Consider the following 25,758-nt stretch of genomic DNA (forward strand, 5'->3'; position numbering starts at 1 on the left):
TTATGTGTTCGAGGTTTTTTGATTTAAAGCGTTAAAGCGAGATATGCTTATATAGAAATATCGCTACCTGCCAATGCATGGAGCCTTTTTTTGTTTTCCTTCGTCAATTGAGTTATATCGCCAACTGAGGAGTCTATAATACAAAAATACGGGAAGAGGGGCTTCGCTCGTCGAGAGACTTCCAACTTCACCTTCTCCCTATGGGAGTATCGGTTCAGTAGGAATCTCTATCACTTCGTTGCATTCGCCTGTGGCGACCGTTCACCCTTCGGGATTCACTATGAAACGAAGTGCGACTCGCTCGCCCCTTGGGAAAACCAGTTGCGCATTCTGGGCAAGCATCTCTTTACGAGACGCACATGTGACCCTATATCCCGCTTGAAGCTTCAAAGGAGGGATACTGTTATGCCGAGAAAAAGCAAGCCTTGTATTACGCAATTTTTTGAGCGTGATCGTTTAGCTTTTACCGCCCTATTCCGTACAGGGCATGTTAGTCTTGAGCACCTACGCCAATGTGGATTGGCTGATTCAAGAATCAAGAATTTGATACGGGATGGTCATTACGAAAAGGTAGTCTATAAGCATTCTGGTAAGATCAAGGAATGTTACAAACTCACTAAATTAGGACGTGCAATGGGATGTCGACTCTGGGGGTTAGAAAGAGCATATCATGCTCAGAATCCAACTCATGATATAGCGATTGCAGAAAAATATTTTAGTATTTCAGTAGAATGTCGTGATCAGTGGGCTACGGAAAGTCAGATTCGTGACAAGTTTCAGGAGAAATTAAATGATCTGCGAAATCAGGGGAAAGAAGAAGTTGCAAAGGTTTACGAGGATATGCTTAACAGAGGTTTAATATCGATGCCTGATGCCTTGTATGTCGACATAAACGGTATGGAGATTGCATTTGAAGTAGTTACAAATACCTACGGACAGGATGAGATGAGGGCGAAAGAGGCACTCGTGGAAATTATGAATTATCGTTACGAAACAACCAGAGTATAGGAGGTGAAATAATGGGGAATTCCAATTCAAATAAGCAGTTTGTTTGTGAACGGTATAGTGAATATTTATATATCATCTACCATTTCGGTAACAAGGTCATCCTAATTAAACAGCTCTATCGATATGCTCAAGAATTCGGCTTAGCAAATAGTTATTCAGCTTTCTACGGACATATTAAGCAACTGATTAATGCTGAAATCATACGAAAAGAAGCGTTTCTTGCTTATGGCAGGAAAACACAGCTTCACATGCTAACCTTAAAAAAATTCGGAATTCGGTTTGTTGAAGGGAAGGTTAGTAGTCAATACGTTGCGGCTGTTCCAAAGGCGAATTCAAATGAGCGTATTCTCGTTTCAATATTCAAGAATTGTTATATTTTAAATAAGATTATTCCTCGAATTTGCAAACGAGGCAGAAATGTTACTTTTGAGCAAGTGATCGCCTTGGTTAATCAAGACAATAGCAACATATTGAATGCCAGAAACCAAGGCATTGAACTGTTGTACAAAATCCAAGATAGTTCAGCAGCACTGCATCCTTTTTTAAACATCAATGAGATCAATTACGAAATTAACAAATTGAAAGAGATTATGCAGAAGCGTTCGATGGGGTTAAGAAAGGGGTCTATGGCATCGGAAGGTAAAGGTGTTGGGGAAAGTATATTCAACTCCTGAGAGGGCTTTAGCGGAGTTTGTAGGTGGTAAAGAAATAAAAATTGAGATGGATAGCCAAATGTATGCTTCATTAAAGTCTCGAAAATTGGATTGCTACTCAATTGATAGCATGTTAAATGCACATATGTATGTTGCTCAAGTGAAAATCATCCAGGGCAGACCTCTAATTACTCTGTTAATGTTCGATATTCACAATAAACAAAATGTTTACAGCATGGCTACAAAAATTGCATGTGCTTATCGTATGTTTGACCGTTATTTCAATGATTTTTCATTGAAAATAGGGATTGTTGGTGTTGATGAAGTAGCTTGCAGGGTATTGGAATCAGATTCAAAAGCGATAGTCAGAAATTTTTATACGAAAGAAATAAAGGGATCAAAATTATCGCAAATATTAACAGACTGGCAGGTTAATTATGTGGGGCAGGAGCGAATCCATTTTCACTTTACGCATTATGACATTACAAATCAGTATTTAGATGGCGTTAAATATGCCAATTTATTGAGAAAATAGAAAGGGCAGATCCATCAAATTGTGGTGGATTTGTCCTTTTATAATTTCGTTACAGTTATCAACTCGACTTGTCTTGTGTATGATATGAGATCTTTCAAAGGATGTGAAAGACAATGTATTACAGATGCACAGATTCAGCTAATAGAATAGTCCGTTTAAGAGATTTCGGATGTGAAAATAAAAAGATCGGCGTTGAAGGTATGATCGCCTAAAAATATAACCGAGGAACTAACTCTTCCTGGCAGTGCCGTTGATGGTGGGCGTTTTTGCCTTGAAAGTTCGGTAAGGCATAGCCTGCCATAGCCGAACTTATAAAGATTTCCTTCTTATATAAAGGATGTGACTGTCCTGGTTCCCGAAAGGGATTGGGGGGCAAACAATAATCGTGGTGATTACGGAGCGTTTGATACCAGACCTTGGCTCCGCTGAGTTTGTCGCTATTTGCGAGGCTGATGATACGGATACCTCGGCGATTATACGCCATATTTCTATCACAGCTCACCCTTGCTATGCCAAAAAATAACTATTTGGTGTAGCAGGGGGGGGCATCGAGCCGTTTGCCTAACTCAAACCGCCATATTAAAAATAAACCGATGTTGATGCATCTCCTCAGCGGTTGCATACATAAACATACGGAGGGCGAGATGGTCGGGGAGTCAAAAAATATTACTTATTATGAATATATCAGAATGAATTGCATATAACATAAAATCAATAAATCAGGGTGTTCTTCAGCACAGTTTAACAGGTGAGAAAATAAAGGCGTAAGAACCATGTAGACCTCTCTACATGGTTCTTATTGTGTACTTACTAATCTTAGATTAATAGCGTTCTACAGTGTAAGAAATTTTATTCCCAATAAGGTATACCATTGAAGAGAAACGATTCATTCTTTACATAGGAATTAATTTCTCTATTGGCTAATTTTCCAATATGCTCTGGTAGCCATTCATTAGAGTCTGGTAGACCCAACCAAAAATTCATTGTTTCAAGTTGTCCAGCAATAAAAAAACCTTCTAATAAGTCAATATGGTTTTCTGGTAACGTGTACTGTTTTGTGTATGATTTAAGTAACTGGTTTCTGAATGAAGGATGAATATATGAAAAAGTCCAGCCAAGATCAAATAAATAAAAACCAAAGCCACAAGCACCAAAATCGATAGGTCTCGCTTCTTTGCCATGAAACACAAAATTACTTGGAATCAAATCCGCATGAATCATCCCCCAATTGCTGGATGTTCTCTCGATAGAGTTCATCATTTTAATTACACGTTGACCTGCATTCTGAAGAATCTCTATATCACCTGCTTTAAGCAATCCTGCGTTAGATTGCTCTTTAAGCTTTTCGAGTGATTGCAATATACGAGAGCCATCAAATGTAGGACGTTCAAATAAACTTGGGGTTTTCCAATCCGATGATTGTCTATGTAATTTACCTATCATTTCGCCTACGTATCCAGCATCATCTAATGTAGTAATGAATGGCTTCTGCTCACCTTCCACCCATTTTACTAAAGTGCATTTTGTGCTGTTTACGTCTGTAATGAATTCCCCGTGGATATTCTTAAATGGTGAAGGTAGGGTTAAATCTGTATCTAAGGCTAAGGAGTGAAGCCATACCATTTCTGAACGAATCACTTCTTGTTCAGTCCAAATACTTTCAAGGGCTTCGCTTTTTGATATATGTAAGCGGAGACTATAGCAGTTGTTTTCCAGGTCAGTTATTTTATAGATAGTATTTGCACTCTGTCCAATAAAGTCAATCGATTTACATGTTATTGAGTAGTTATTTAATGCTTCCTTAGCAATACTCAAATTATTATTCAATCCCCAATCCCACCTTTTACAATTGTATATAGTTATAATAACACACCTATATGTTGAAAATATGTAATGTTTGATTAAATTGGTTTTTAACCGTTTGGTTCTTGTTTAAAAGGTGGATACAGCCACATCTTAGTTTATTCTACCGTCAGCACTCATCCCATGTGGAATCGGTGGCGATGTTAAAATGGAAGGGGCAGGATTAATACCTACGCCTCTCGTTGTTCCAACTTCCTTATGGATTGAGGTCGGGAAATATATAATGTATGGCTTTGATTGAACCGTCTTTAATAGCTTCAATTTTTTGAATAAGTCTTTGAAGTGCCTGCTTAAAGACTTGTTGACCTTCAATTTGAAGTTCGGTGAAGCGGGATAATTGCTTTATATAGGCACGGAGTTGTTCTTCCGTGTCTTTTTTTTGTACCTGTAATACTAGAAACAACCAGATGACGAATGGAATTCCAGAGGGCATCAACGGGCTTTTTCAAAACTGTTGACAATTGGCATATATGTAATTATATTTAATATATCGAGCGCTTGGTGCTGTAAATCTACTAGTGTAAACGCTCTCCAAGAAAAACTTTACGCAGTATAATTCGATCCCCTCGAGGAAGAAAATGGAGAGTTGATTGGGGACTTACTCCCAGTTTTATATACACTCTGTCCATTTACGAGTGACATTCATCGTAGTTTTGTAGAGCATTTTCAGCAACGCTTCATTGCTTAGGAAAATGCTTTTTTTAGGTTTTGCGATGTTGACGAGGGAACCCTCAAGTATTTCCGTCGTTGTACTCTTCGCGTCAAGCTTTTTATGTCCTGCATCGTGTCATACTCCGCCTCCAGCATGAATTGCAGAATCTCTGCATACAACTATGCAAACAACTCTTTCAGTGCAAATTCACCTTGTACATCGTTATGAACTTATTCTTCTTCACAATACTCTCACTTGCTCATCACGTATACTATCCTCTTTAATCAGCCTTTCTAAAGATTATCTAACGGGGGAATATGATGTCTAAATCAATAGAATCTATCTTGAGAGATGAAATTTTTGCTGAGCTGGACATCGAGTATCCGGAAGACCACGATACCCGTTTGTTGGACCAAGGGATCGATTCAGTAGGCTTTATCAAGCTTATTGTTTTAGTGGAATCGAAGTTTAACATCTCGATCCCTGATGAAGATCTGTTATTTGAAAAGTTCTCCACGGCTGGATTAATCCTTAATTATTTGACTGTGAGAACGCTATGATGACTATCATTCAGCGTCTATTTCTGGAGGCCTCTGATCGCCAAGATCATATTATCCTTGAAGATCTAAAGCAGCAATGGACTTACGCAGAAGTGATGACAGAAGCTTACTTAATTTCTTTATATATCCACAAGAATTTTGAACTTGAGCCCGGAAGCCATCTTGCATTATACACAAATAATGAGCCCTTGTTCATTATGGCGGCGCTGGGCATTCAATTCTGCGGTTATGTGTTAGTACCGGTTCCTTATTCGGCATCCAATACTGAAATTGAAAATATTTTAAATGCCAGTGACGCCAAATTGGTTATCAGCAAATATGCACAACCTGCGCATTTAAATTGCGACATTCCTTGGGTTACCGCTCAGGATTTATCGCAAGAACCAATGCCTTCGTTCGAATCGATCTCGTTAACCAATCAGTCCGATCCCAATCAATGTGCGATTCTCCTTCCTACATCGGGCACAACCGGAAAATCTAAAATCGTTATGTTATCCCACTGGAATGTATTAACGAATGCGTTGGCACATGGCGGAAAGGTGGGGTATACAGAACAAGATTCGTTTCTTGTAACGATGCCCGTTCATTTCAGTTCTACGATTGTCACGCAATTGATTTCTTGCATGTTGTATGGAACCCGAATTAAACTTATCAGCTTGCCCTTGCTGCCGCGCACAGCGTTTAAAATGTTTCAGAATAAGGTGGTCACGGCATTCTCAGCGGTGCCTACGCAATTGATGCAATTTGTTTCTGATTTCCATCAGACAAAAAACTGGAGTGCCTTTGATTCAATTGAATTGATTGTAATTAGCGGTGCGGCGATTCCCGCGAAATTAATAGACCATCTTCAGACTGTATTCCCTCACGCGGACATTATCCAAACCTATGGATTGACCGAAGCTTCTCCGCGGGTGAGCATGATGGAACGGGGAGATCGCTGCTTATCCTGTGGATCACCCATAAATGACGTTTCTATTCGTCTTGTTGACGAAGAAGAGAATGAGGTAGAAGGAGTAGCTATTGGAGAAATTTGGGTAAAGGGCCCGAATGTAATGCTCGGTTATTACAAAAACCCGGAGTTAACGAACGCTACCATTGTTGAGGGCTGGTTGAAGACAGGAGATTTGGGATATTGGAATGAATCAGGGTGTCTTATACTCACAGGCCGAAAGAAGAATATCATTATATCCGGCGGTATCAATATCTATCCGGAAGAAATCGAGGAATTTTTGTACGGCTTGAAAGAAGTGGAGGAGGTCATGGTTATTGGTGTACACGATGATCTGTTAGGCGAAGTGCCCATCGCATTTCTGAAAGTCTTTAAAGATTGCCTGGTTGATATAGATGCGCTGACACGACATTGCAAATTGCATTTGTCATCGTATAAAGTGCCTAGACAATGGAGGATTATCGATAACATTCCAAAAACAAAAACAGGAAAACTGGACAGGGCAAGTACAAAGCGCTTATTGCTAAATGAGATATACTGATTCGGAATCCTTAAGCCAATTAACCAGATAACCAGGGGTGAACGAAAGGTTGAAGAATTCAACTCAAACGTTAGGCAGAAAAATATTGCCGGTCAGTTATCCGATGATTACAACCTATACGCAACATGCTCATCTCTTGTCCATACTTACCCATTACGAGTGCGCACACCCATGGATATTTAGCAATTATATCCAATTGTTTATTAACAAAGATTATAAACATCATTGGGGAGATTTTTATTTTCCTGTGACTTATGAGCTACGGCCTTCGGATGCGTGCAAATGGATTACTACTCAAAAGATACATAGAGATACTGTAACAACTAAATGGGACTCTGTTATTCATTTTATTGTAGAAAATATTAATGCTAATAACTATGTCCACACCATGATCAATTATTTCTACGTGCCCCTAAGCGATCGCTACAATAAACTTCAATTGCATCATGACATATTTGTTTACGGCTATGATTTGGATAGAGAGATGTTGTATGTTTCCGATTTTTTTAAGAACGGGGTGTATAGTCAGGCTGAGATATCTTTTAATGATTTCAATCTTGCGTTCGATACAAATCATCTAACAACCAATCATGATTACCTTAGAGAAATGGTTTATCTGTATACATTCAATGATCAAAATCAGGATAAATTCAGTGCAGATACCCTAGTGAATTCGATAAGTAATTATTTCACTAACAAAACGCCGGAGTATTGGGAGATGTTCAACTACGGGGGCGACAGGCATAATCTTGACTTCGGCATGCAAATATACACAACTCTATATAATTATGTGAAAGAGACATCGGAACATAAGGCTATGCTTGATATAAGACCCTTTCATTTAATTTATGATCATAAGAAGATAATGACGCTAAGATTCAAGTACTTGTACGCTAATCGGCATTTAAATAAATTAAATCAAGAGCATATAGATGAATTCACAGCCATTGAACTTAAGGCAAAGATCCTTGTGAATCTAGCGATTAAATATAATTTGACAAAGGATACGAGTATTTCCGAAAGCTTACAAACGCTGATAACGAATATAGAAAATGAAGAATCCATATTCCTTGAACGATGGCTGAAGAAGGTAGGCATTCAGTAATGTTGAGGGAGCAGATGATGTCAGTTGTGGATATCTCTTCTTGTACCCGAATAGAATACTTAACCCGAAGTCGGTGGTGATCAGGGCATATTTATGGAGGGAGTGATGCCGGGATTATAATCGTTGCGATACAGCGTATTGAGTAAGCCAAACCGTTGCTCTTGTCTTAAAGATTCCGTTTGCTGACAGCCTATTGCCTTCTTGTCTTTCAACGATCCGCATTGCTTCAAGCGCTTTTTTCCAGCACAACCACAGCGAATCCACTCACCTCAAGAATCTCTCCTATCCTAGTATTTGACCCGACATCTTGTGATTCATGCATAGAACCATATCTGTTCGATTGAATTAATAGTGGTTTCACAAACCTTAAGCAAGGGGGGGGATCATAATATTCATTGTATTAACAGGAGTCGCAGGCTTCATCGGTTCCAACCTTGCCGAGAGGCTGCTGCGGGAAGGCCATACCGTTATCGGCGTCGATAATTTTCTGACCGGGTCTACTGTCAACATAGACAATCTCTTACGGTCGCCAAATTTCAAGTTTATCGAGCATGACGTCATTTATCCGCTCGCAATTGAAGGCCCTGTCGATTGGGTGATGCATTTTGCAAGTCCTGCCAGTCCGCCCAAATATTTGTCCTATCCGATCGAAACGATGAGGGTCAACAGCGAAGGGACGATGCATCTGCTGTATCTGGCCAAAGAAAAGCAGGCTGCTTTCTTCTTGGCTTCAACAAGCGAGATCTACGGTAACCCAACTGTTCACCCTCAGCCGGAGAGCTACTATGGCAACGTGAATTCGGTTGGAGCAAGAAGCTGCTACAACGAAGCGAAGCGGTATGCAGAGGCGATCACCTACTGGATGAACAGGAAATACGGTATACCGGTAAGGGTCATTCGGATCTTCAATACATTCGGCCCGAAGATGGATTTAAATGACGGACGCGTCATTACCAATTTCATTAATGAAATCATGTCCAAGCAAAACCTTACGATTTATGGCGACGGCAGACAGACGAGAAGCTTTCAGTATATCGACGATTTGCTGGAAGGGATTGTGAGACTGCTGAGCACCACGTATGAACAGCCAGTCAATTTGGGGAATCCGGAGGAAGTTACCATACTTGAAGTCGCCCAAATATTGAAGGAGCTAATGAAGTCCAACGCGCAGTTAGAGTTTCTCCCGCTGCCGGAAGACGATCCAAGGAGAAGGAAGCCGGATATTACCATTTCAAGGACGATTATGGACTGGGAGCCGGCGATCAGTTTGCATGATGCACTCGCTAGAACGATCCATTATTACCAAGGTCAATAATCCATTAAACGGGAGGTACCTATGCAAGAACAGATCATAGCGATGATATGCGAAATCAAGGAAGACGCCCAACTGGCAAACAGTTTGAACGAGCATTCGAACATCATGGAAGACGGAGGATTGGACTCTTTACAGCTAATTACTTTTGTACTACAGGTGGAAGAGCGTTTCGGTATTGAAATCGATTTTGAACAATTCGACTTCAATCTTATGGAGTCGGTAACGACCTTCTGCAATTATATCTCGGAGCTGCAGAAAACAGCGCCTGTATGAACGATAGACGCAAGTTCGAGCTCATTATCGGGACATTTGACGCGGAACGCTTCTGGCGCGACCCTAATCTAGCCAAACTGCCGTCGTTTCACGATCCTGAAATGGAGAATATCGTGATGGCCATGGATGAGTTGCTCTTCCCATTTTGCGAGGCGCAGGATAGGCTCATTACTCGCTATCGAATGAACGATTGCCATAAAGCGTATTTGCATGAGATCGGATTTAAATTTCTGTCCAATTCAACCGATCTCGAGAGTCTTGATGTAGGAAGCGCAGGCAGAACCGCCAATATATTCGACCTGCTCACATCAGCCGATCAAATGGGTGATATGGATCTCTACTTGCTGGATGGCGCCCGGTTGTCGCCCTTTGCCGTCATTCCGGGGGCGGATCGTACTGCAGCGCGTTACGGGCTGGAACAGGATTTTCCAGCTATCGAAACGGTTCAGACTGTCAATTCGAAGCTGTATTCAACCGAATTGAACCGTCGCCTTGATCTTCGGTGTGACAGCCAGACGGTCTATTCTCCCGAAGAGCTGCTGGCAAGCGGCTTGACTTTGCTGAATCAAGGACCCTTCCTGATCAAAGATGAGTTTGGGGTATCGGGGAAAGGCAATTTGCTGATCGAGTCGGAAGCGATTTTGCGGCGAGTCACATCCTATGTCGCCGATCAGTGCAGCAAGGGAAAAACGGTTCGGTTTATTATTGAGCCGTTCCTCCGCAAGGAATTGGATTTTTCTTGCCAATTCCACATCGATCCGGACGGCACTTACCGACATATCTCAGTGCAGCAGTTGGTTAATCACAATTTCGCTTACCAAGGCTCCTATACAGCAGACGATAGGTTGCTTCATATGCTGCAGGAAGCGAAGTATTTTGATGTAATGAAACGGGCGGCTCGCGAGCTTTATCGGTCGGGTTATCACGGCGACGTATGCGTCGATTCTATGCTGTTGACAGACGGCCGCATCGTTCCGATTGTTGAGGTGAATGCAAGAAGATCGATGAGTCTGATCAAGCATTACGTTGACCGCTACCTGAAAAAGCACGACACGGCCGGGAGCATGACACATGCGACTTTACAGTTTGCATGCGATGTATCATTCGATCAATTGCTTGAATCGCTGGACCGCGAGGGTGTTCTATATAAGCCTGATCGAGGATTCGGTATTTTACCTTTAAGCGCGAATACGCTCTTTATTAACAGAGTCGTCAGCGAGTGCAAGGGGATCCGGAATAAGCAGGTGAAAGGCAGATTATATTATTCGTTGATCGAAGGGGAATGGGATAACGAACGATTGACCACTAAGGTTAATGAGGTGCTGTCGTCGTTATCCTTCAAGATCGCCCGCTGATGCAGTCCGAAGCGCTTGAAGCCATGAATGGAGGAAGAAATTTTATGGGTGAGCGGAAAGTGACGATTCTATGCTCGGGTTTCGGTCTGGGTTTCTATATTCCCGGCCTGTTAGCTGCAAGTGATTTCGAGAAAAGGGATATCGCGACGGAAGTGCTCGTGTTCGAAAGCTATTTGGAGCAAGACAAGATGGATCATATTGTAGACAGCAGAAAGGCTTACCACAATAATTTCGCACTTGCCAATTTATCGGCCCGAATGCCGATGGATATACGCAACAGCATTGATTATGCCCAGGTCGAGCTATTGCTGGAGGCGTGGAAAGCGGAAGACCGGTACGAATTCATATCGTTATCCGGACACTGGATCTATATTCTGGATTTGTATAGGGAGAAGATGCTACCGAATCAAATTCATGTAGACCTGCTCTACGTCGATTCAGATCTGGCCCCGTCTTGGAAGAGCTTGAAGAAGTTTCATTCTCGCTATGACGAGTATTATTACAATGCTTGTCTCTATGACACTGACAAGATGGAGATTCGATGCGAAATCCCAGTTCTTCATCGCACGGCACTGCCCTTCGACTCAAGGAAGCGGCGACTTGTTGTTCATGGCGGCGGCTGGGGGATGGGCACTTATCAAAGTACAATTCCAGAGCTTGCCGGCCATAACTATGGGCTTGATATCGTAGCTTACGATTGGAAGGAAGCGAAGCCCGATCCCGACCACCGATATTGGATGAATGATCCGGAATGGTGTGCATGGGTGAAGAGTGCGAACGGCCTGCACGAGTTTCCGCCATACATCGAAATAACGGGAGAAGACACGAAGTCATACGCCGCTGAGGTTGATCATCATTGGTTATTCGATATCGCTTCGGAGGCGATGGCTATCGTGGCCAAGCCGGGAGCGGGCACATTAATCGACTCGCTTGCATCCGAAACCCCTCTTATTCTGCTGGAGCCGTTCGGAAGTCACGAGCTTAGCAATTTGGAATTGTGGGAATCACTGGGGTTCGGAATACGCTACGAGAAGTGGCGGGAGATGGATTTTTCCGTAGAGGTCCTTAGGGAGATGCATCAAGCGATCATGAACAGACCCGGAGAACGGACGAATTATGTGGATCATTATTGTGCGAGAGTCGCGTTAACGAAGGGGTAAGATTTCAATGGCAGAAGGGGTTATGCGATGAGCGTAAACAAATTGAGTGTCGTCCAAGATAAGACAAAGACAAGCTATCCGAGATGGATCGTCATGCAGCTGTTGGAGGAGTGTAATTTACGATGCAAGATGTGCTATGAGTGGGGACTCGAAGGTCCCTACAAAAGCAAAAAAACGTTAGCGCATCTGGATCCGGATCTCATTAAAAAGATCATCGTCGAGTGCAGCCCGGGCAAGCCGTATTACGATTTCTTCGGCGGCGAGCCGCTGATGTACCCTTGGCTGAGCGACATTCTCGCCATGATCAATCACTATGGAAGCATAGCGGACTTCCCCACGAACGGCACATTGCTTGAGCAGCATGCCGAGATGCTTGTCGAGACTGCTCCAAATAAGATCTGGATGTCGCTCGACGGCCCTGAGGAAATCAACGATAGGCAGAGAGGTAAAGGTGTATTCAAGAAAGTAATCAAGGGGATCGAGAAGCTTTATGAGCTTCGGGAAAGCAAGGGCAAGCAATTTCCGAAAATGGGTGTATCCTTTATCATTACGCCCTTGAACTATATGTACGTTGAGGAATTTTTCTTTAAGCATATCGACTTGTCGATGTTGGACCATATCAGCATGGAAGTGCAGCTCTATGCAACGGAAGAGCAGTATGCCCAATATGTGGAGGTTCTTAGTGACAAATTCGACGTGCATGAAGCTCCTTATGCCAAGGGGATGGTCTGGCGGGACACCAGTTCGTTCAGCCAGATCGATATTCCGGAATTGACGAGACAGCTCAATAATGTTAAAGCGTATTGCTTGAAAAACCGCATCCATGTGATCACCTATCCGAAGACGATAGATGAACAAAATTTGAGTAACTATTTCTCGGGGCAATTCCATCAGATGGCTGATAAACGAAATCGGTGCTCCCTTCCATGGGTTTATGCGGAGATTACGGCAAGGGGCGACGTTTCGCCCTGCCATGCCTTCTATGATTTGACCTTCGGCAACGTGAACGAAGAGAGTTTGCTGGATATCTGGAGTAGTGACAAGTACAAAGATTATCGCGCGTATATGAAAAAAAATATGCTTCCGATTTGTACGGCTTGTTCAAGGTATTATATCTATTGATTCATGTGAATGACCTAATAAGTTTAAGAAGGGTGTGTTGATATGAATCCAAAATCAGAGATTAAACATTCCCCAAAGGATTTGCAAATATTGAAACGTACTATCAAGAATACAGTGGAAACAAAGCGGAACATGGAGAAAATAGCGGGTTACGCGACACCGTTGCCAGAGTCGGTCGGGATTAAACTGACGAACCAATGCAACTTGCGTTGCAAGCATTGCTATCAATGGAACGACACCGGCTACCATCACTTTATGACACCGGAGCAGCAGCGGGAACAGCTCGACTACGGGCTGCTGGAGAAGCTGATCCTTGAGACGGAACCAGCCAAGTCGAGACTCTATATCTGGGGCGGCGAGCCGCTCGTATACAGCCATTTCGACCGTTTGGCCGATTTGCTTGAAGCCCATCCTCGCGAGACAACGATCTGCACGAACGCGATGCTGATCGAGCGAAAGCTGGACGCCTTGCTGAGAATCTCCGACAATCTGGAGCTGCTCATTGCACTTGATGGATTCGAAGAAGAGAATGATGCGCTTCGCGGCAAAGGGGTATTCAACAAGGCGATAGATGCTATTCGGATGCTAGTCCAGCTGCGCAAGGAAAACCGATTCAGGGGCAAAATTACGATCCATACCGTCGTTAACGATGCTATGACCGACAAGCTTTACGATCTGCTGGAATTTCTGGAGGACGTCGGTGTAGATATGGTCATGGTCTGCTTCCCGTGGTACATCTCGGACGAATGCACGCAGGGAATGGACGATTACTTTGACCAGAAGTTCGACTTCCTTCCGGCGAGCGAGCACAAGGGCGAACGAAGCTGGCACGCCTTTAACTACAAGCTCGATCCGGAGCGTATCCCTGCTTTGATGAGCGAGTTGGACCGGGTGAATAATCGGGTCTGGAAAATGCGTTTACGCTACCAGCCGAATCTGGATTATGACCAGATCGAAGATTTCGTGCTCGGCAAAGAGGTGAAGAGTAAAGGCGCGATGAACAAGAAGTGCCTGGCTCTCTCGAACCGGATGGATATTACGCCCGATGGAACGATTGTTGCATGCAAATTTTTCAAGGAGTTCGAGATCGGCAAATTAAATGAAGCGTCCGTACAGGAATTATGGCACGGGATGACCTACAGAAGGATAAGGGAAATGATGGATGAACGACTGACACCGGCATGTTCCAAGTGCAGTGTCTTGCATTTGCACGGTGTTTAACTATTCTACATGAGCATAAATGAGGTGAACCAGTGAGCATTATCCAAGTGGAACGCTTATCCAAAAGCTTCAATTACTACGAAAAAGAATTGGGGTTCAAAAAATCGCTAAAAAATTTAGTGAAGCGGAAATCACTGATCAAAGAAGCGGTTAGCGAGATATCACTTGTAATCGAGCAAGGCGAGATGGTCGGGTTCTTAGGCCCGAACGGTTCCGGCAAAACAACTACGCTTAAGATGCTGTCCGGCATCTTGTATCCGACAAGCGGGCAAGCGACGGTATTAGGCTATGTCCCTTGGGAGCGAAAAAAAGAATTCAAGATGCAGTTCTCGATCGTGATGGGGCAGAAATCGCAGTTGTGGTGGGATTTACCGGCGAACGAATCGTTGTACCTGAACAAATGCATTTATGAGGTCGAGGATAAGCCCTACAACCTTGTCCTGGATGAGCTTACGGAGATGCTTGATGTTAAAGATCTGCTCAATATTCAGGTACGTAGGCTTTCGCTGGGGGAACGGATGAAGATGGAGCTAATTGCGTCGCTCATCCACCGGCCTAAGGTGATTTTTCTGGATGAGCCTACAATCGGACTTGATCTGATTTCGCAGAAGCGCATTCGGGAGTTCCTGAAGTATTATAACCAGCAGACGAAAGCAACGGTCATTCTGACAAGCCACTATATGGCGGATATTGAGGATTTATGCAAACGAACAATCATCATCAATCAAGGGAAGATCGTATACGACGGCGATCTTCGGCGTGTGAACGAGCTGTTTCATGCAAAAAAGATCATCAAGCTGCAATTTACGGACGAAGTGCCGAGGCAAGCGCTAAGCGAGTATGGCGCTATCATGCAACATGACGGCATGAATGCCGTCATGGAGATCGATAAGCATGACCTTCAGCGGCTTTCCAAGATGATGCTGGACCGGTTCCCGATCCTCGATTTCACAGTTGAAGATATACCTGTCGAGCGAGGCATCGAAAGCTTGTATCAGAAAGATGGGGTCAGACATGAAAGCCTTACAGAAGTATAAAAGGACGTACATCCTTGCGCTTCAGAATGCGATGGAGTATCGGACCGATTTCTTTATGAGTATCATCAGCGGCGGCTTCATCATTCTCGTCCAATGCTTCCTCTGGACAGCCGTGTTTCGCAGTTCGCCGCAAGAGATTATTAACGGCTATACTTATTCACAGATCATCATTTATTCCGTGTTGTCCGGCGTCGTCTCCAAGCTGGTTTCTGCCGGCTTCGAAGGGGAAATCGCGAATGATATCAAGACGGGTGGACTGAGCAAATTTATCGCTCAGCCCATTCATTATTTCAGCTATCGGATATGCAATTTTTTCGGTGGGAAAACGGTTCAGATCGGGGTCGTCCTTGTCTTATTCGTCATACTGATGATCGTTTTTACTCAGATTTGGGGGTTTCAGCTTAGAGGGGTGCAGATCGTTATGTTCCTGGTCAGCATTCTGTTCGGACTGCTCATCAACTTCCTGCTTTTTTATTCAATTAGTGCTCTCGCGTTCATCATTACCGAGGTTTGGGGCGTTTATATCGCGTTCAATCAAGGCGTCTATCTGCTCAGTGGTGCCATCTTTCCGCTTAATATTTTCGGAGATACGTTTGCCAGAATCTCCAGCTATTTACCGTTTCAATATGTCGTATTCTTCCCGGTTAACATCATCAATGGGAGCATGGCGATTCATGAAATCGTGCGCGGACTCCTCTTACAAGCGGTCTGGGTAATTGTGCTTATGATGATTTCCAAGTTGTCGTGGGATTCCGGGATGAGGAAATATGTAGCCGTTGGAGGTTAGATCTGTGAGTATCAGCTTGACGGAGTTTCGGAAGCATGTACGTATGTTCTTTATTTTCGCAAAGAACAGCTTGGTCGGTTACATGGAATATAAAGCGAATTTCTACTCCGGTTTGATCATGGAGACCGTATTTCTGTTTTCCAAGCTGATCTATATCTTGTTCGTTTTCCAGCTTGGGATCGAAATCAATGGCATTTCTCCTGACCAGATGTTGATCTTCACGGGGACCTATACGATTATGATCGCAATCTATACAGGACTGTTTATGGATAACTTTTATAGATTCGCCGGCCATATCCGCAACGGGACGCTGGACTTGTATATGACGAAGCCGCTTTCGCTGCAGTTCATGATTTCATTCCGGCACGTTAACTTCGCGTTTCCGATCCCGAACCTGATCGCCGGGATCACGATGATCGTACTGGCTTGGCGGCGTCTTGACATCGAGCCAAGCTTGATCCACGTGGCCGGATATATCGGCGTGATCTTGAGTAGCACAATCGTGACCTATTCGGTGCTTCTACTTCCGCAAATCCTTGCCTTCTGGACGGTGAAATCCGGTTCGATCTTCGAAATACTCGACAAATGTTGGGATTTGAACAATATGCCGATGTACATATACCCCAAATGGCTGCGGAGAATAGGGCTGTATGTTGTGCCGATCTTGTTCATCACCAACATGCCGTCGGTTTATTTGATCGATCGATTGGACTTGTTCCTTGGGATATGGATTTTTGTAGCTCCCGTTATATCGCTTCTAGTGGTCAGGCTGTTCTGGAAGCTGGCCGTCAAACGCTATGAAAGCGCCAGCAGTTAGAGAAATGCCCTACAAACAAATTGTTGAGAAGGTGAATTGAATGAGCAGGACGGAGCATGAGCGTCATCCATTGCAAACAGAGGCCATTACAAAGAAACGGCTGCACAACGGGATTGAAATCTATCAAAACAACGAAGGAGAGACCGAGTTTCTCTACAATGAGATTTTCCACAAGGAGATGTATTTCAAGCACGGGATTACGCTTCCGGATCATGGCACGGTCCTGGACGTCGGGGCTAATATCGGCATGTTCAGCCTATATGTCAGCAGCAAGAGCGACTGCAGGGTGTATGCCTTTGAGCCACTGCCTCCGACGTTTAAACTCTTGAAGATGAATACGAGCTCGCTGCCTCGCGTAACGACGGTTAACGTCGGGCTTTCCAATGAGATCAAGGAAGCGGAGTTTGCTTATTTTCCTACGATGTCCACGGACTCTGTCCAGATCAAATACAGGGAGAACCACGATCAAGATCTCCGATACGGGTTAATCAACCATTACGAAGATAATTTCGCTGACCGGCGAATGCTAAACCGCTTTGTCGATCATCTTATGTCGCCGAAGCTTCTGAATGAACAAATCTATCGTTGCAAGCTAACTACGATCTCCGAAATGATCCGTTTTTATGATCTGAACCAAATTGATCTGCTCAAAATCGATGTGGAAAAAAGTGAGTTCGAGGTGCTGGAAGGAATCGAACCGGAAGATTGGGGCAAAATCAGGCAAATTGTAATGGAGGTACACGGACTGGACGGAGAGCAGATCAGCAGGCTCGAGAACATCTTCCAAACCAACGGCTTCTATGCCGTGATCGATTACTATGAAGATTTGAATATCCCAAATTACTATAATGTGTACGCGTTGAATCAAATGCATACGTCGGCTGGGTGATAGTCATGCTACAACATCTACATGCAAGGTTGGTATGCTCCAGCTGCAAGGGCGTGCTGGTCCAGTCGGAGGCATTGCTGCAATGCTGCAGCTGCGATGCGGTATATACGAACGATGACCGTTATGTATCGATGCTCGACCGGCGTGAGCAGTTTGTCCACCCTTCCGAATGGAACCGGAAAGAGGCTGAAATTCGGGATTATAGTGAGATTTCGCACTCTCTTGCGCTGTCCGGTATAGGCCGATTCGCAACCTTCTTAAATTATGGTTACGTCCCGCACGGGAATGAACAACATGCGGTGATTGAGCCCGACGATGCATGGAATAGAAACTCGGTCAAGCTGCTACTTGAGACAGTGGGCAGGACGGCGATTCGGGAGCGGCAGGTGATCGACATCGGATGCGGCAGGGGAGGGAACATAGCAGCTCTGTCTAAATATTTCAAGCCGCTGTCTATTGTCGGTCTCGACATCTGCCCGGCGAATATTGCCTATTGCAATGCCAAATCCCGAGGGGGTGAATCTTTGTATCTCGTCGGCGATGCGGAGAATATACCGTTTGCAGACGAGAGCTTCGATGTGGTGTTAAATATAGAATCCGCACATGCCTATCCGAACCGATCACGATTCTATGAAGAGGTGTACCGGATAATGAGAGTTGGCGGCGTATTTCTGTATACGGAGCTGATGCTGGGAGATCAGGTAGCGCAGAACATCAGGCTGTTAGAGGAAGCAGGCCTGTCTGTAATCCGCAATCAGGATGTGACTTCGAATGTTCTTCTATCATGTGATGAGAGTGCGAAGCAGCGTACTGGCACACAAGGGATTGCGAGCAACGCCAAAGCGAGCACGAATATTGGAGATATCAATGAATTCATCGCATTGCCCGGCTCGAAGAAATATGAAGAGATGAAGGCTGGAACGCGGCAATACCGTATGATGAACCTTGTTAAGAGGTAATATAGCCGTGATATCAACAATAATTTTAGTATAGGAGAAATATTTTATGGAAGAAATTATTTCCCTGGACACCTTTCAGCCCTTCGACGGCATGACAAAAATGTATCCTCATCATAATTTTCCTTATTTTAATTGCGGCTATAATTTGTTGTTAACGCTTGCCAGATATTTTAAAAAAGATGAGTTGCCGATTTTGAATAATGTTATTAGTATTTATAGATTTGATAAACAAAAAATACAAACAAGAGGATATTTCAAGTTAGAGGTGTTGGATCTTGAGGAGGGAGATCAGATCCTTGAGGAAATGGGGATCTCTATTCGTAAAAAATCCCCTGAACTAGATACGTTACAAGATGAGATCATAAACTCTATTTCTAGTGGTCATCCGATTTCCATATTTATTGATTTATTTTATCAACGCGGGAGAGACTTTTACTATAACAAAAAACATGGACTGCACCCTGTTTTTGTCTATGGCTTCAATCTTACGAACGAGGAAATATATACGGTTGATGATATTACAGAATACAGACAATATTCTCTGCCATTTTCAGAATTTAAATGGTCATGTATGACTTCGGAACACGTAAAGATGCCAGACTACTTTTGGGAATATACGCTAGTGCCCCCCGGTAATCATGAGAACTTGAACAATAAGAATTTAGCACACACAACCATCAATACATTCGTAGAAAATATGTGCAGGTATCAAAATGAAATAACGGAAAGTTTGAATAATATACTGTTGTTGGCAGAAAATTACGAGCTCATTATAAAAAATGAAACGATTATAGAAACACTGAGCAGTACTATTTATAGAAAATGTTCTGAGAAATACAGGTTAGATACTCTCTATAAGTACAACATTGATCATATCAATGCAAAACATACGCTTGACCCGTTATTGGACCAAATTATTCATGACTGGAAGACAGTAAGGATCTATTCGAATAAAGCCATCATGTCCCAAAAGTTCACTGGGGAAATCATAGACAAGTGCATTGGTTTATTTACAAAAATATATACGAATGAAGTACATTTTAATAATCAATTATTCTTAATGTTAAAGGCTTTCAGGTAAAATCACATCTAATATTGCTAGAAATGAGCCGCATCAACAGGCATACTGTGCATGTGTCTTTTCATCGTATGAAAACCGCCGCGAACAGAGAAGCCGCCGCCGCTGTCTGCATCAACACTTTAAACACAAACGGCAGAAATGCCGTTTTTTTTGTTTTGATTTTGTTACAGCACACTAGTCATGTGGAGTGTTACTCACTGTTGGTCAGGAAAGACTAATAGTTGAGATGTATTGGCGAAAATAGCAAAGAGGGGAATTAACCCCTCTTTTTCTTTTTCCCTATGAACTACCGTGTCCCGTTAGTTCAACGAGGCCGTCTTATCTTTCATTTATGACAGGTGATGATCTTGTAAAGATCTATGTATAAAAGAGTAAGTGGAGAATATCTCATCGAACAGGCGTATCTGACAAAAACAGAAAAACTAAATTTCAGCTCGAAAATCCGAAAACTCAACTCATTGAAAAAACCTCTCTATCTAAGAGTGAAAATTCTTGGCTTAAAAAGCCAGATGTTGTATCCAAGGGGGCGCAATAGTTTTGCTTCTTTCGCAGATTACATCACAGAGTGGAACGATCCCTCTTTTCCTGGCGCAACATGCGGATCAGGTGTACGGGGTGGAGATCGTGCCCGAAGCGATTGAAGATGCGCGTAGTAATGCGATGCTGAACGAGATGCGTAACGTCAAGTTCGAAGTTGGTGCTTCCGAGGACGTTATTCCATGCTGGAAAGAACAAGGCATTGAAGCCCACGTGATCGTTGTTGATCCACCGCGGAAGGGCTGTGATCCACGTTTGCTGGAAACGATCCTGGAGATGAAGCCGGAGCGAGTGGTGTATGTGAGTTGTAATCCGAGTACGTTGGCACGTGATCTTCTTGTGCGGAGGATGGTGGCTATCGCACGGTTGAGGTAACGCCGGTGGATATGTTCCCACATACGGTGCATGTGGCGAGTGTAGCGATGTTGGTTAGGGTGTAGTGTTTTGAAGCTACATTTACCTGTTTTAATAAATTACTTTGCCCGAAGCTTCTAAAGCTCGGGCTATAGTTGTTATAACCATTAGTAGAGTTGATGTTGGTCTGAACAATATCAAGTTTTCCGATTTATCCTTTTTCAATAGCTTTGTGTTGTTGCTCAGTGTTTGCAAATGCCGCAGTAAGACGTGGTGAAGGTATACCTAACTTTTTTGCTTCTCTCACAACTTCAAGTACTGCAAAACCGGCTTTACTATTGTTGTATTCAATGAAAAGTCGCGGTAAGTTGCCCTTTGCAAAAATAACCTTGTTAAACAGCGTGCCGAGAAGTGCTGATGGAATTTTGGTCAACAGTAGAGTAATCGCGTCCATCTTTGCGCCTCTTGCTTTAAGTACAGGTGCCATTTCCCGCATATTCTTACCAACATTTGCGAATGAGTCACGATGATTCATAAGTGCTGGAAAACTTCCCCGTTTTAACACCTCGGTCTCCATCGCCGCATTCACGGCAAAGTGATTCCATAGCCAGCTTTGCATATCCTTTATCCAATTGATTTTAAAATGGGCGCTTTCAAATAGTTCTTTGACCTTGTTGTTTATCTGTTCCGTGCCTACACGTGGTTTTTCCAGAAATATCGTTTTTAAGAAGCCGCCCCTAAGCTTATTGTCCTCAATGCCGCCTCCTGCTCCTGGGAAACCAAAGACAACATTGTTCATAGACAAGGGCAAGATCGATGATTTTAAATCCTGCCAAATATTATTGAAAATAAGGATCGGGGTGTTACCCGCGGTAGTCGATAGTAATTGTGCTGCTTCGGGAAGTTGTTTCGTGTTGACACTCGCAATAATAAGATCGTAATTTGGGCTTATCTCCTCATGCAGCTTGACTTTCCAGTTTTCCTTGATTAACCGTTTCGCTCTTCGTGCGTCCCACATTTCAAGCGCTATATGACTTCCGAAGGTTTCTTTTCTCCCTTTTCTAACGTAAAACTCAACGGTGTGGCCTGCCTTTTCGAAAGCCCACGCGTATTGGGTCGATATTACACCTCTACCGAAAAATAAAATTCTCATCTTAGCCTCCTAATAATCAATATTCATACTTGTTGATGATCCAACAACGTGTTGTATAATATTATTGTATTGATTCACTATCCGGTCATCAACCATCAGATTTTTAATATCTGTCGGATAATTGATCGAACAGCAAACGGAGGAAAATAATGAAAAAGCAACCTGAAATTACGGACAAAACAAGGCAGACATTTATAAATGTATTCTGCGATTTATATAGCCAAAAACCCATCGAAAAAATATCTATTCAAGAGATTGCTAACCAATCAGGATATAATCGGAGTACATTTTATCAATACTTTACAGATATCTATGAGTTGTTGGACTGCGTTGAGGAGCGTATTTTGAAATCCATTAAGGAGGAAATGGCAGGCAGAGAGTTTTCTACACATACTATTCAAGATGCACTTCAATGCTTAGAAAATGCAGAGGAGATTTCAGTTCTTAAAGCTATATTGGGCGACTATGGTTCTGTTCATTTTGTGGAACGCTTGAAAAGAGAAATTCCCTTTGAGCGATTGATTGTGGATTTTCCAACAGATGATGTCTTGGCACCATATATCATTGAGTTTTACATTTCAACATTAATATCTATGTTTCGTCTTTGGATACGCAACGACAAAGATCTATCGTCGGAGGAATTGATCAAACTGATCGATAGTCTATTTTCAAAGGGGATAACACCGTATCATATCTTTGGCACGGTCAATCCGCAGCGTTCTGGAGTGTAGCGATGTTGGTTAGAAGCTAAACATAAACAGAAGGGGTTCGAGAATTTATACATAATTCTCGAACCCCTTCTTGTCTTTGTTTCAATATCATCCATTAATTATAGTAGTCTAATATACGTGCACACCCGCACCAAGAACGGATTTGTTTTGTACGGAATTACCTGATAGATATACCTTTTGCAGATTAGGCAGCTGGCTTAGGGTCTCGATATTGGAAATGGCGTTGTTCTCGAGATGAAGCTCTTCTATGGCCTTCCATTTACTCATAAATTCGAGAGAAGCCAAATTGCTGTCTTGCAGAGTGAAGGAACGTAGAGCGGACATGTTGGCAAAGTAAGGCATCATCTGGTCAATTTCAGTAACAGAGGTATTGTTCATGCTAAAATATGACTGGTTTAAGGTCAAATGTTCAAGTACGCTGTTCTCCGCGGCCGCCTTTTGTTCAAAGTTCAGCCTGCACTCGGAGCAAACCAAAGATTTCACCTGCTTCAAACGATATAAGGCGTCGCTTTCCTTGAACAGTGACGAGTCGTAAATGTTTAAGGTCTCTAGGCGGGACAAGCCGTCCAGGGCGGCAAGACGGGTTATTTCATCGATCTCCCAGAGCGAGAGTTGCTCCAGTTTCGGGAATTTCCCCAGCGCAGCCAAGTTCAATTCCCCACTTCCGCCACGGAGCGTCAGACTGGTTGTAACCGGGGCCTTTAGCCCGGGGAGAAAGGAGCTTGGAATTTCCGCTCGCTCTACTTTAGGCAGTGTCAGCGCTTCTGCATTCTCGTAGTAGCCGGACAACGTTAATTCCCGCAAAGAGGGCAGACTGTTTATGGCCTTTACCGAGCCAAGCTCACTTAGAGAAGCCAGGCGTAGTGTGGTAATAGAGTTTTTGCCGGTCAAGCGCTCCAGACTGGAGAAGTTTACATTTTCAATATCTAACGTTTGTAGAGCAGGCATATTTTGCACAAAGTCGATGGACTTTACATTCGTTAAATAGGACAACTGAAGCTCCTGAAGCTGGGTCAAGGCATACAACGGCTGCAGGTCTGTGGTTTCACTGTACTGTATAGACAAGGATGATAACCCGGTCATGGACGACAACCATCCGAGTTCATCGACAAAGGCGAGCGACAGGGACTTGATTGGCAGTTGGTTTAACAAGTGAAAATCTGTTACGGACTCATCCACATAGGTAATGGATAAAGAGTTCAGATTGGGGAATTCCAGTAGTAGGGCCAACTCCTGATTGCTGCGAAGCTGAGTGGAAAGCTCCGTAATTTTAGACTTGTCGCCAAAGTAGCCCGAAAATGTACTAAAGGATTCGTTAAAAGCGCCAGCATAACTTTTTAATCCGGGCATATGGGCCAGAGTGGTTTGGTCCGTCTGGGATATTTCATAGGTATTCGTCAGATCCAATGCCGTCAGTCCCTTAAAAGCTTCAAAATCTCGCTGATCAATCCGCTGGCTATTCAGTTTCTTGTCCTGAGTAATATAAGTGATCTTCTCGGCCTGTTCATCGCTGAAGGGATCGGAGAGGCTATATGTAAACTTCCACTGATCATTCTCCGAATGCTCTACAGTTAAATAGCGAATACGAGCCAATTCCTCCTCTGTTGGCAAAGCGGACCCTTTATCAAAGATATCTCGCAAAAATGAGAGCAGAACCTCGCTTTCAGGCATCTTTCGTACAGGCAGATTGGCTTCTGTTTTTGGATAGGTGGAGCTGTTGCTATAATAAAAATATGTACCGATCGCGCCAGTTAGGACTAACATCAGTATCAGCATTACCTTTACGGAGGCAGTCTGCTTCGGTGGTACTTTAGGGGGCGTTCCATGGTAATGATTAATAGTCTGGTCTACGTAATAGACATGATTTTGCTTCAATAAAAGTTCTGTTTCACAATAGGGACACTTTAAAACCTCATCCTTCTTGTATTCAATTCTTCCGTTGCAATTGGGGCAGTTTAGCGGGATAAACGCCACGAATGTCCCCTCCTTCATTATGATGGTCATAAGATCATGCTGAACGGTCATCTGATTTCATTATACCTTGTGAATTTACGTTTGATGAGAGAAAGAAGTTTCACATAACGAAGGAGCAGGGAATCCTGCTCCTTTTTGATCTTTTTTAAGTATGGTCTGGTGGTAGGTCTTATTAAATAAATCATCAAGCAATAGATGTAATCGGATGTTTAACGTGCACAGGGTAGAGATGTTCACCATGGGTTCTTACAAATAAACCTTCATTGGTGATCGAACTTTTTAGAACGATATCATCTGTTGCATCTGGAGTGAAATGAAAGGTTACTTTCTCTGTATCTTCATCTGCAATCTTATCCAAGATATCTTTCATATTCATTTCGTTTAAGCTAACAACGTCGAAGAGCTCAATATGATTGTCTTCTTTCTGATAAATAACAATGACGTTTTCGTTTTCCAAGTAATAAATATCATCACTAAAGACATTCAGGCAATAAAACATGAGTATTCCTTGAGAATGATGGGTTGCGAAATGCTGAGAAACAGGCAATCTTTCCGATGCCAATTTTTGAATAAGACGTAAATCCTCCGCGTTAGTTACATTTAGTTTTCGGATGTTCGCAGGCTCGGGTGATTTTTTTGCCGTATAATTCATTGAAAAAAGATGTTCTTCCACAGGCTTAAACCCAAACTTGGGGTAAAAATCGAGCACCGATTCATTGGCAAAAAGGTACATGTAATCGTACTTGTTCTCGTATTCCTCTAAAACTTTATTCATTAAACGTGTAGAGAGTCCTTTCCCCCGATAATCAGGATGTGTCATCACCGTGCCGATTTGAATCGCTTTTTTCTTCTCACCGTGAATGATGAGCTCAAGGATGTTAACAGAAACGTTGGCAATAACCTGGTCTCCATCGACATATGAATAAGGGATGTAACGCTCGCCCCAGTATCCTTGTTGATACCAATCTTCAAAATTGATCTCAAACGTGTTGACAGCAAGCTCGAAAAAACTCTTGCGCAGTACTTCATTGTTTTTATAATTCTTCATAAATATTAATTCTTGCATGGTATTACCCCCTTAATCTTCAAAAATGACTGTTTGTAAAGTGGTACGATCCCGTATTTAA

General features: G+C 43.0%; 24 protein-coding genes and 1 pseudogene. 21 read left to right on the top strand and 4 right to left on the bottom strand.

Annotated features, from left to right (window positions below):
- The first annotated feature begins 405 nt into the window (after positions 1–405).
- From EL84_RS02065 to EL84_RS02075, 3 genes are read left to right on the top strand one after another with little or no spacing between them, the layout of a single operon-like run.
- Positions 406–1,008 (top strand): hypothetical protein, encoded by a 603-nt coding sequence (locus EL84_RS02065; RefSeq protein ID WP_047840514.1) that lies wholly within the window; start codon positions 406–408, stop codon positions 1,006–1,008.
- Positions 1,009–1,019: 11 nt separating this feature from the next.
- Entirely contained in the window at positions 1,020–1,682 is a 663-nt protein-coding gene (locus tag EL84_RS02070; protein WP_047840515.1) for a hypothetical protein, read from the top strand.
- Positions 1,657–2,196, top strand: a complete 540-nt coding sequence (locus EL84_RS02075) for a hypothetical protein (RefSeq protein WP_047840516.1) — start codon at positions 1,657–1,659, stop codon at positions 2,194–2,196. Before EL84_RS02070 ends, EL84_RS02075 begins: the two co-directional genes overlap by 26 nt.
- Before the next feature lie 849 nt (positions 2,197–3,045).
- Here EL84_RS02075 and EL84_RS02080 read toward each other — a convergent pair.
- Positions 3,046–4,023: a phosphotransferase enzyme family protein gene (locus tag EL84_RS02080; RefSeq protein WP_047840517.1), complete on the bottom strand. Its 978-nt coding sequence runs from the start codon at positions 4,021–4,023 to the stop codon at positions 3,046–3,048.
- A 1,008-nt stretch (positions 4,024–5,031) separates the two neighbouring features.
- Between EL84_RS02080 and EL84_RS02090 the strand changes: the two genes are divergently transcribed.
- From EL84_RS02090 to EL84_RS02165, 17 genes and pseudogenes are all read left to right on the top strand, one after another.
- Positions 5,032–5,271, top strand: coding sequence for an acyl carrier protein (locus tag EL84_RS02090; RefSeq protein ID WP_047840519.1), 240 nt, complete (start codon positions 5,032–5,034; stop codon positions 5,269–5,271).
- Positions 5,268–6,761, top strand: coding sequence for a class I adenylate-forming enzyme family protein (locus EL84_RS02095; RefSeq protein WP_082218810.1), 1,494 nt, complete (start codon positions 5,268–5,270; stop codon positions 6,759–6,761). Before EL84_RS02090 ends, EL84_RS02095 begins: the two co-directional genes overlap by 4 nt.
- A 49-nt stretch (positions 6,762–6,810) precedes the next feature.
- Positions 6,811–7,866: a hypothetical protein gene (locus tag EL84_RS02100; protein WP_047840521.1), complete on the top strand. Its 1,056-nt coding sequence runs from the start codon at positions 6,811–6,813 to the stop codon at positions 7,864–7,866.
- 394 nt (positions 7,867–8,260) lie between these two features.
- Positions 8,261–9,181 carry an NAD-dependent epimerase/dehydratase family protein gene (locus EL84_RS02105; protein ID WP_200868484.1) on the top strand — a complete coding sequence of 307 codons (921 nt, stop codon included), beginning with the start codon at positions 8,261–8,263 and terminating at the stop codon, positions 9,179–9,181.
- A 21-nt stretch (positions 9,182–9,202) separates the two neighbouring features.
- Positions 9,203–9,454, top strand: a complete 252-nt coding sequence (locus tag EL84_RS02110) for an acyl carrier protein (protein WP_036668367.1) — start codon at positions 9,203–9,205, stop codon at positions 9,452–9,454.
- Positions 9,451–10,809, top strand: a complete 1,359-nt coding sequence (locus tag EL84_RS02115) for a hypothetical protein (protein WP_047840522.1) — start codon at positions 9,451–9,453, stop codon at positions 10,807–10,809. Before EL84_RS02110 ends, EL84_RS02115 begins: the two co-directional genes overlap by 4 nt.
- 44 nt (positions 10,810–10,853) lie before the next feature.
- Positions 10,854–11,969 carry a UDP-glucuronosyltransferase gene (locus EL84_RS02120; RefSeq protein ID WP_047840596.1) on the top strand — a complete coding sequence of 372 codons (1,116 nt, stop codon included), beginning with the start codon at positions 10,854–10,856 and terminating at the stop codon, positions 11,967–11,969.
- Positions 11,970–11,996: 27 nt separating this feature from the next.
- A complete protein-coding gene (locus tag EL84_RS02125) occupies positions 11,997–13,091 on the top strand; it encodes a radical SAM protein (RefSeq protein WP_047840523.1) in 1,095 nt (364 codons plus the stop codon).
- Positions 13,092–13,133: 42 nt separating this feature from the next.
- A complete protein-coding gene (locus tag EL84_RS02130) occupies positions 13,134–14,312 on the top strand; it encodes a radical SAM/SPASM domain-containing protein (RefSeq protein ID WP_047840524.1) in 1,179 nt (392 codons plus the stop codon).
- Positions 14,313–14,344: 32 nt separating this feature from the next.
- The gene (locus tag EL84_RS02135) at positions 14,345–15,349 is read left to right on the top strand and encodes an ATP-binding cassette domain-containing protein (protein ID WP_047840525.1); all 1,005 of its coding nucleotides are present in this window, start codon (positions 14,345–14,347) and stop codon (positions 15,347–15,349) included.
- On the top strand, positions 15,327–16,136 hold the full coding sequence (locus tag EL84_RS02140) for an ABC transporter permease (protein ID WP_017690646.1): 810 nt from the start codon (positions 15,327–15,329) through the stop codon (positions 16,134–16,136). Before EL84_RS02135 ends, EL84_RS02140 begins: the two co-directional genes overlap by 23 nt.
- 4 nt (positions 16,137–16,140) lie before the next feature.
- Positions 16,141–16,953 carry an ABC transporter permease gene (locus EL84_RS02145; protein WP_017690645.1) on the top strand — a complete coding sequence of 271 codons (813 nt, stop codon included), beginning with the start codon at positions 16,141–16,143 and terminating at the stop codon, positions 16,951–16,953.
- 40 nt (positions 16,954–16,993) lie between these two features.
- On the top strand, positions 16,994–17,842 hold the full coding sequence (locus EL84_RS02150; RefSeq protein WP_047840526.1) for an FkbM family methyltransferase: 849 nt from the start codon (positions 16,994–16,996) through the stop codon (positions 17,840–17,842).
- Between the two features lie 5 nt (positions 17,843–17,847).
- Complete coding sequence (locus EL84_RS30655) at positions 17,848–18,801, top strand: class I SAM-dependent methyltransferase (protein WP_051446948.1); 954 nt, start codon at positions 17,848–17,850, stop codon at positions 18,799–18,801.
- A gap of 46 nt (positions 18,802–18,847) precedes the next feature.
- Positions 18,848–19,882, top strand: coding sequence for a hypothetical protein (locus tag EL84_RS02160; protein WP_047840527.1), 1,035 nt, complete (start codon positions 18,848–18,850; stop codon positions 19,880–19,882).
- A gap of 457 nt (positions 19,883–20,339) precedes the next feature.
- A complete protein-coding gene (locus EL84_RS33000; RefSeq protein ID WP_414855706.1) occupies positions 20,340–20,417 on the top strand; it encodes a hypothetical protein in 78 nt (25 codons plus the stop codon).
- A gap of 32 nt (positions 20,418–20,449) precedes the next feature.
- Positions 20,450–20,859, top strand: a pseudogene (locus EL84_RS02165) (class I SAM-dependent RNA methyltransferase); the annotation flags it as partial.
- A 125-nt stretch (positions 20,860–20,984) separates the two neighbouring features.
- Here the strand turns inward: EL84_RS02165 and EL84_RS02170 are convergent.
- A complete protein-coding gene (locus tag EL84_RS02170; RefSeq protein WP_047840529.1) occupies positions 20,985–21,926 on the bottom strand; it encodes a ketopantoate reductase family protein in 942 nt (313 codons plus the stop codon).
- Between the two features lie 149 nt (positions 21,927–22,075).
- On the opposite strand from EL84_RS02170, the gene EL84_RS02175 reads away from it, so the two are divergent.
- Entirely contained in the window at positions 22,076–22,657 is a 582-nt protein-coding gene (locus EL84_RS02175; RefSeq protein ID WP_017690637.1) for a TetR/AcrR family transcriptional regulator, read from the top strand.
- 108 nt (positions 22,658–22,765) lie between these two features.
- Here EL84_RS02175 and EL84_RS02180 read toward each other — a convergent pair whose 3' ends face one another.
- Both EL84_RS02180 and EL84_RS02185 read right to left on the bottom strand, forming a co-directional pair.
- Positions 22,766–24,421 (bottom strand): leucine-rich repeat domain-containing protein, encoded by a 1,656-nt coding sequence (locus EL84_RS02180; protein ID WP_235431472.1) that lies wholly within the window; start codon positions 24,419–24,421, stop codon positions 22,766–22,768.
- A 394-nt stretch (positions 24,422–24,815) separates the two neighbouring features.
- Entirely contained in the window at positions 24,816–25,697 is an 882-nt protein-coding gene (locus EL84_RS02185) for a GNAT family N-acetyltransferase (RefSeq protein WP_036668352.1), read from the bottom strand.
- Positions 25,698–25,758 lie beyond the last annotated feature (61 nt).

The sequence above is a fragment of the Paenibacillus sp. VT-400 genome (genome assembly GCF_001029205.1).
Lineage (GTDB): Bacteria > Bacillota > Bacilli > Paenibacillales > Paenibacillaceae > Paenibacillus > Paenibacillus amylolyticus.

What these genes read in the sequence shown, in the direction of transcription:
- EL84_RS02065 (WP_047840514.1), top strand. Translation starts at nt 406, where the DNA reads ATGCCGAGAAAAAGCAAGCCTTGTATTACGCAATTTTTTGAGCGTGAT.
- EL84_RS02070 (WP_047840515.1), top strand. Translation starts at nt 1,020, where the DNA reads ATGGGGAATTCCAATTCAAATAAGCAGTTTGTTTGTGAACGGTATAGT.
- EL84_RS02090 (WP_047840519.1), top strand. Translation starts at nt 5,032, where the DNA reads ATGTCTAAATCAATAGAATCTATCTTGAGAGATGAAATTTTTGCTGAG.
- EL84_RS02095 (WP_082218810.1), top strand. Translation starts at nt 5,268, where the DNA reads ATGATGACTATCATTCAGCGTCTATTTCTGGAGGCCTCTGATCGCCAA.
- EL84_RS02110 (WP_036668367.1), top strand. Translation starts at nt 9,203, where the DNA reads ATGCAAGAACAGATCATAGCGATGATATGCGAAATCAAGGAAGACGCC.
- EL84_RS02115 (WP_047840522.1), top strand. Translation starts at nt 9,451, where the DNA reads ATGAACGATAGACGCAAGTTCGAGCTCATTATCGGGACATTTGACGCG.
- EL84_RS02120 (WP_047840596.1), top strand. Translation starts at nt 10,854, where the DNA reads ATGGGTGAGCGGAAAGTGACGATTCTATGCTCGGGTTTCGGTCTGGGT.
- EL84_RS02125 (WP_047840523.1), top strand. Translation starts at nt 11,997, where the DNA reads ATGAGCGTAAACAAATTGAGTGTCGTCCAAGATAAGACAAAGACAAGC.
- EL84_RS02130 (WP_047840524.1), top strand. Translation starts at nt 13,134, where the DNA reads ATGAATCCAAAATCAGAGATTAAACATTCCCCAAAGGATTTGCAAATA.
- EL84_RS02140 (WP_017690646.1), top strand. Translation starts at nt 15,327, where the DNA reads ATGAAAGCCTTACAGAAGTATAAAAGGACGTACATCCTTGCGCTTCAG.
- EL84_RS02150 (WP_047840526.1), top strand. Translation starts at nt 16,994, where the DNA reads ATGAGCAGGACGGAGCATGAGCGTCATCCATTGCAAACAGAGGCCATT.
- EL84_RS30655 (WP_051446948.1), top strand. Translation starts at nt 17,848, where the DNA reads ATGCTACAACATCTACATGCAAGGTTGGTATGCTCCAGCTGCAAGGGC.
- EL84_RS02160 (WP_047840527.1), top strand. Translation starts at nt 18,848, where the DNA reads ATGGAAGAAATTATTTCCCTGGACACCTTTCAGCCCTTCGACGGCATG.
- EL84_RS02170 (WP_047840529.1), bottom strand. Translation starts at nt 21,926, where the DNA reads ATGAGAATTTTATTTTTCGGTAGAGGTGTAATATCGACCCAATACGCG.
- EL84_RS02175 (WP_017690637.1), top strand. Translation starts at nt 22,076, where the DNA reads ATGAAAAAGCAACCTGAAATTACGGACAAAACAAGGCAGACATTTATA.
- EL84_RS02180 (WP_235431472.1), bottom strand. Translation starts at nt 24,421, where the DNA reads ATGTTAGTCCTAACTGGCGCGATCGGTACATATTTTTATTATAGCAAC.
- EL84_RS02185 (WP_036668352.1), bottom strand. Translation starts at nt 25,697, where the DNA reads ATGCAAGAATTAATATTTATGAAGAATTATAAAAACAATGAAGTACTG.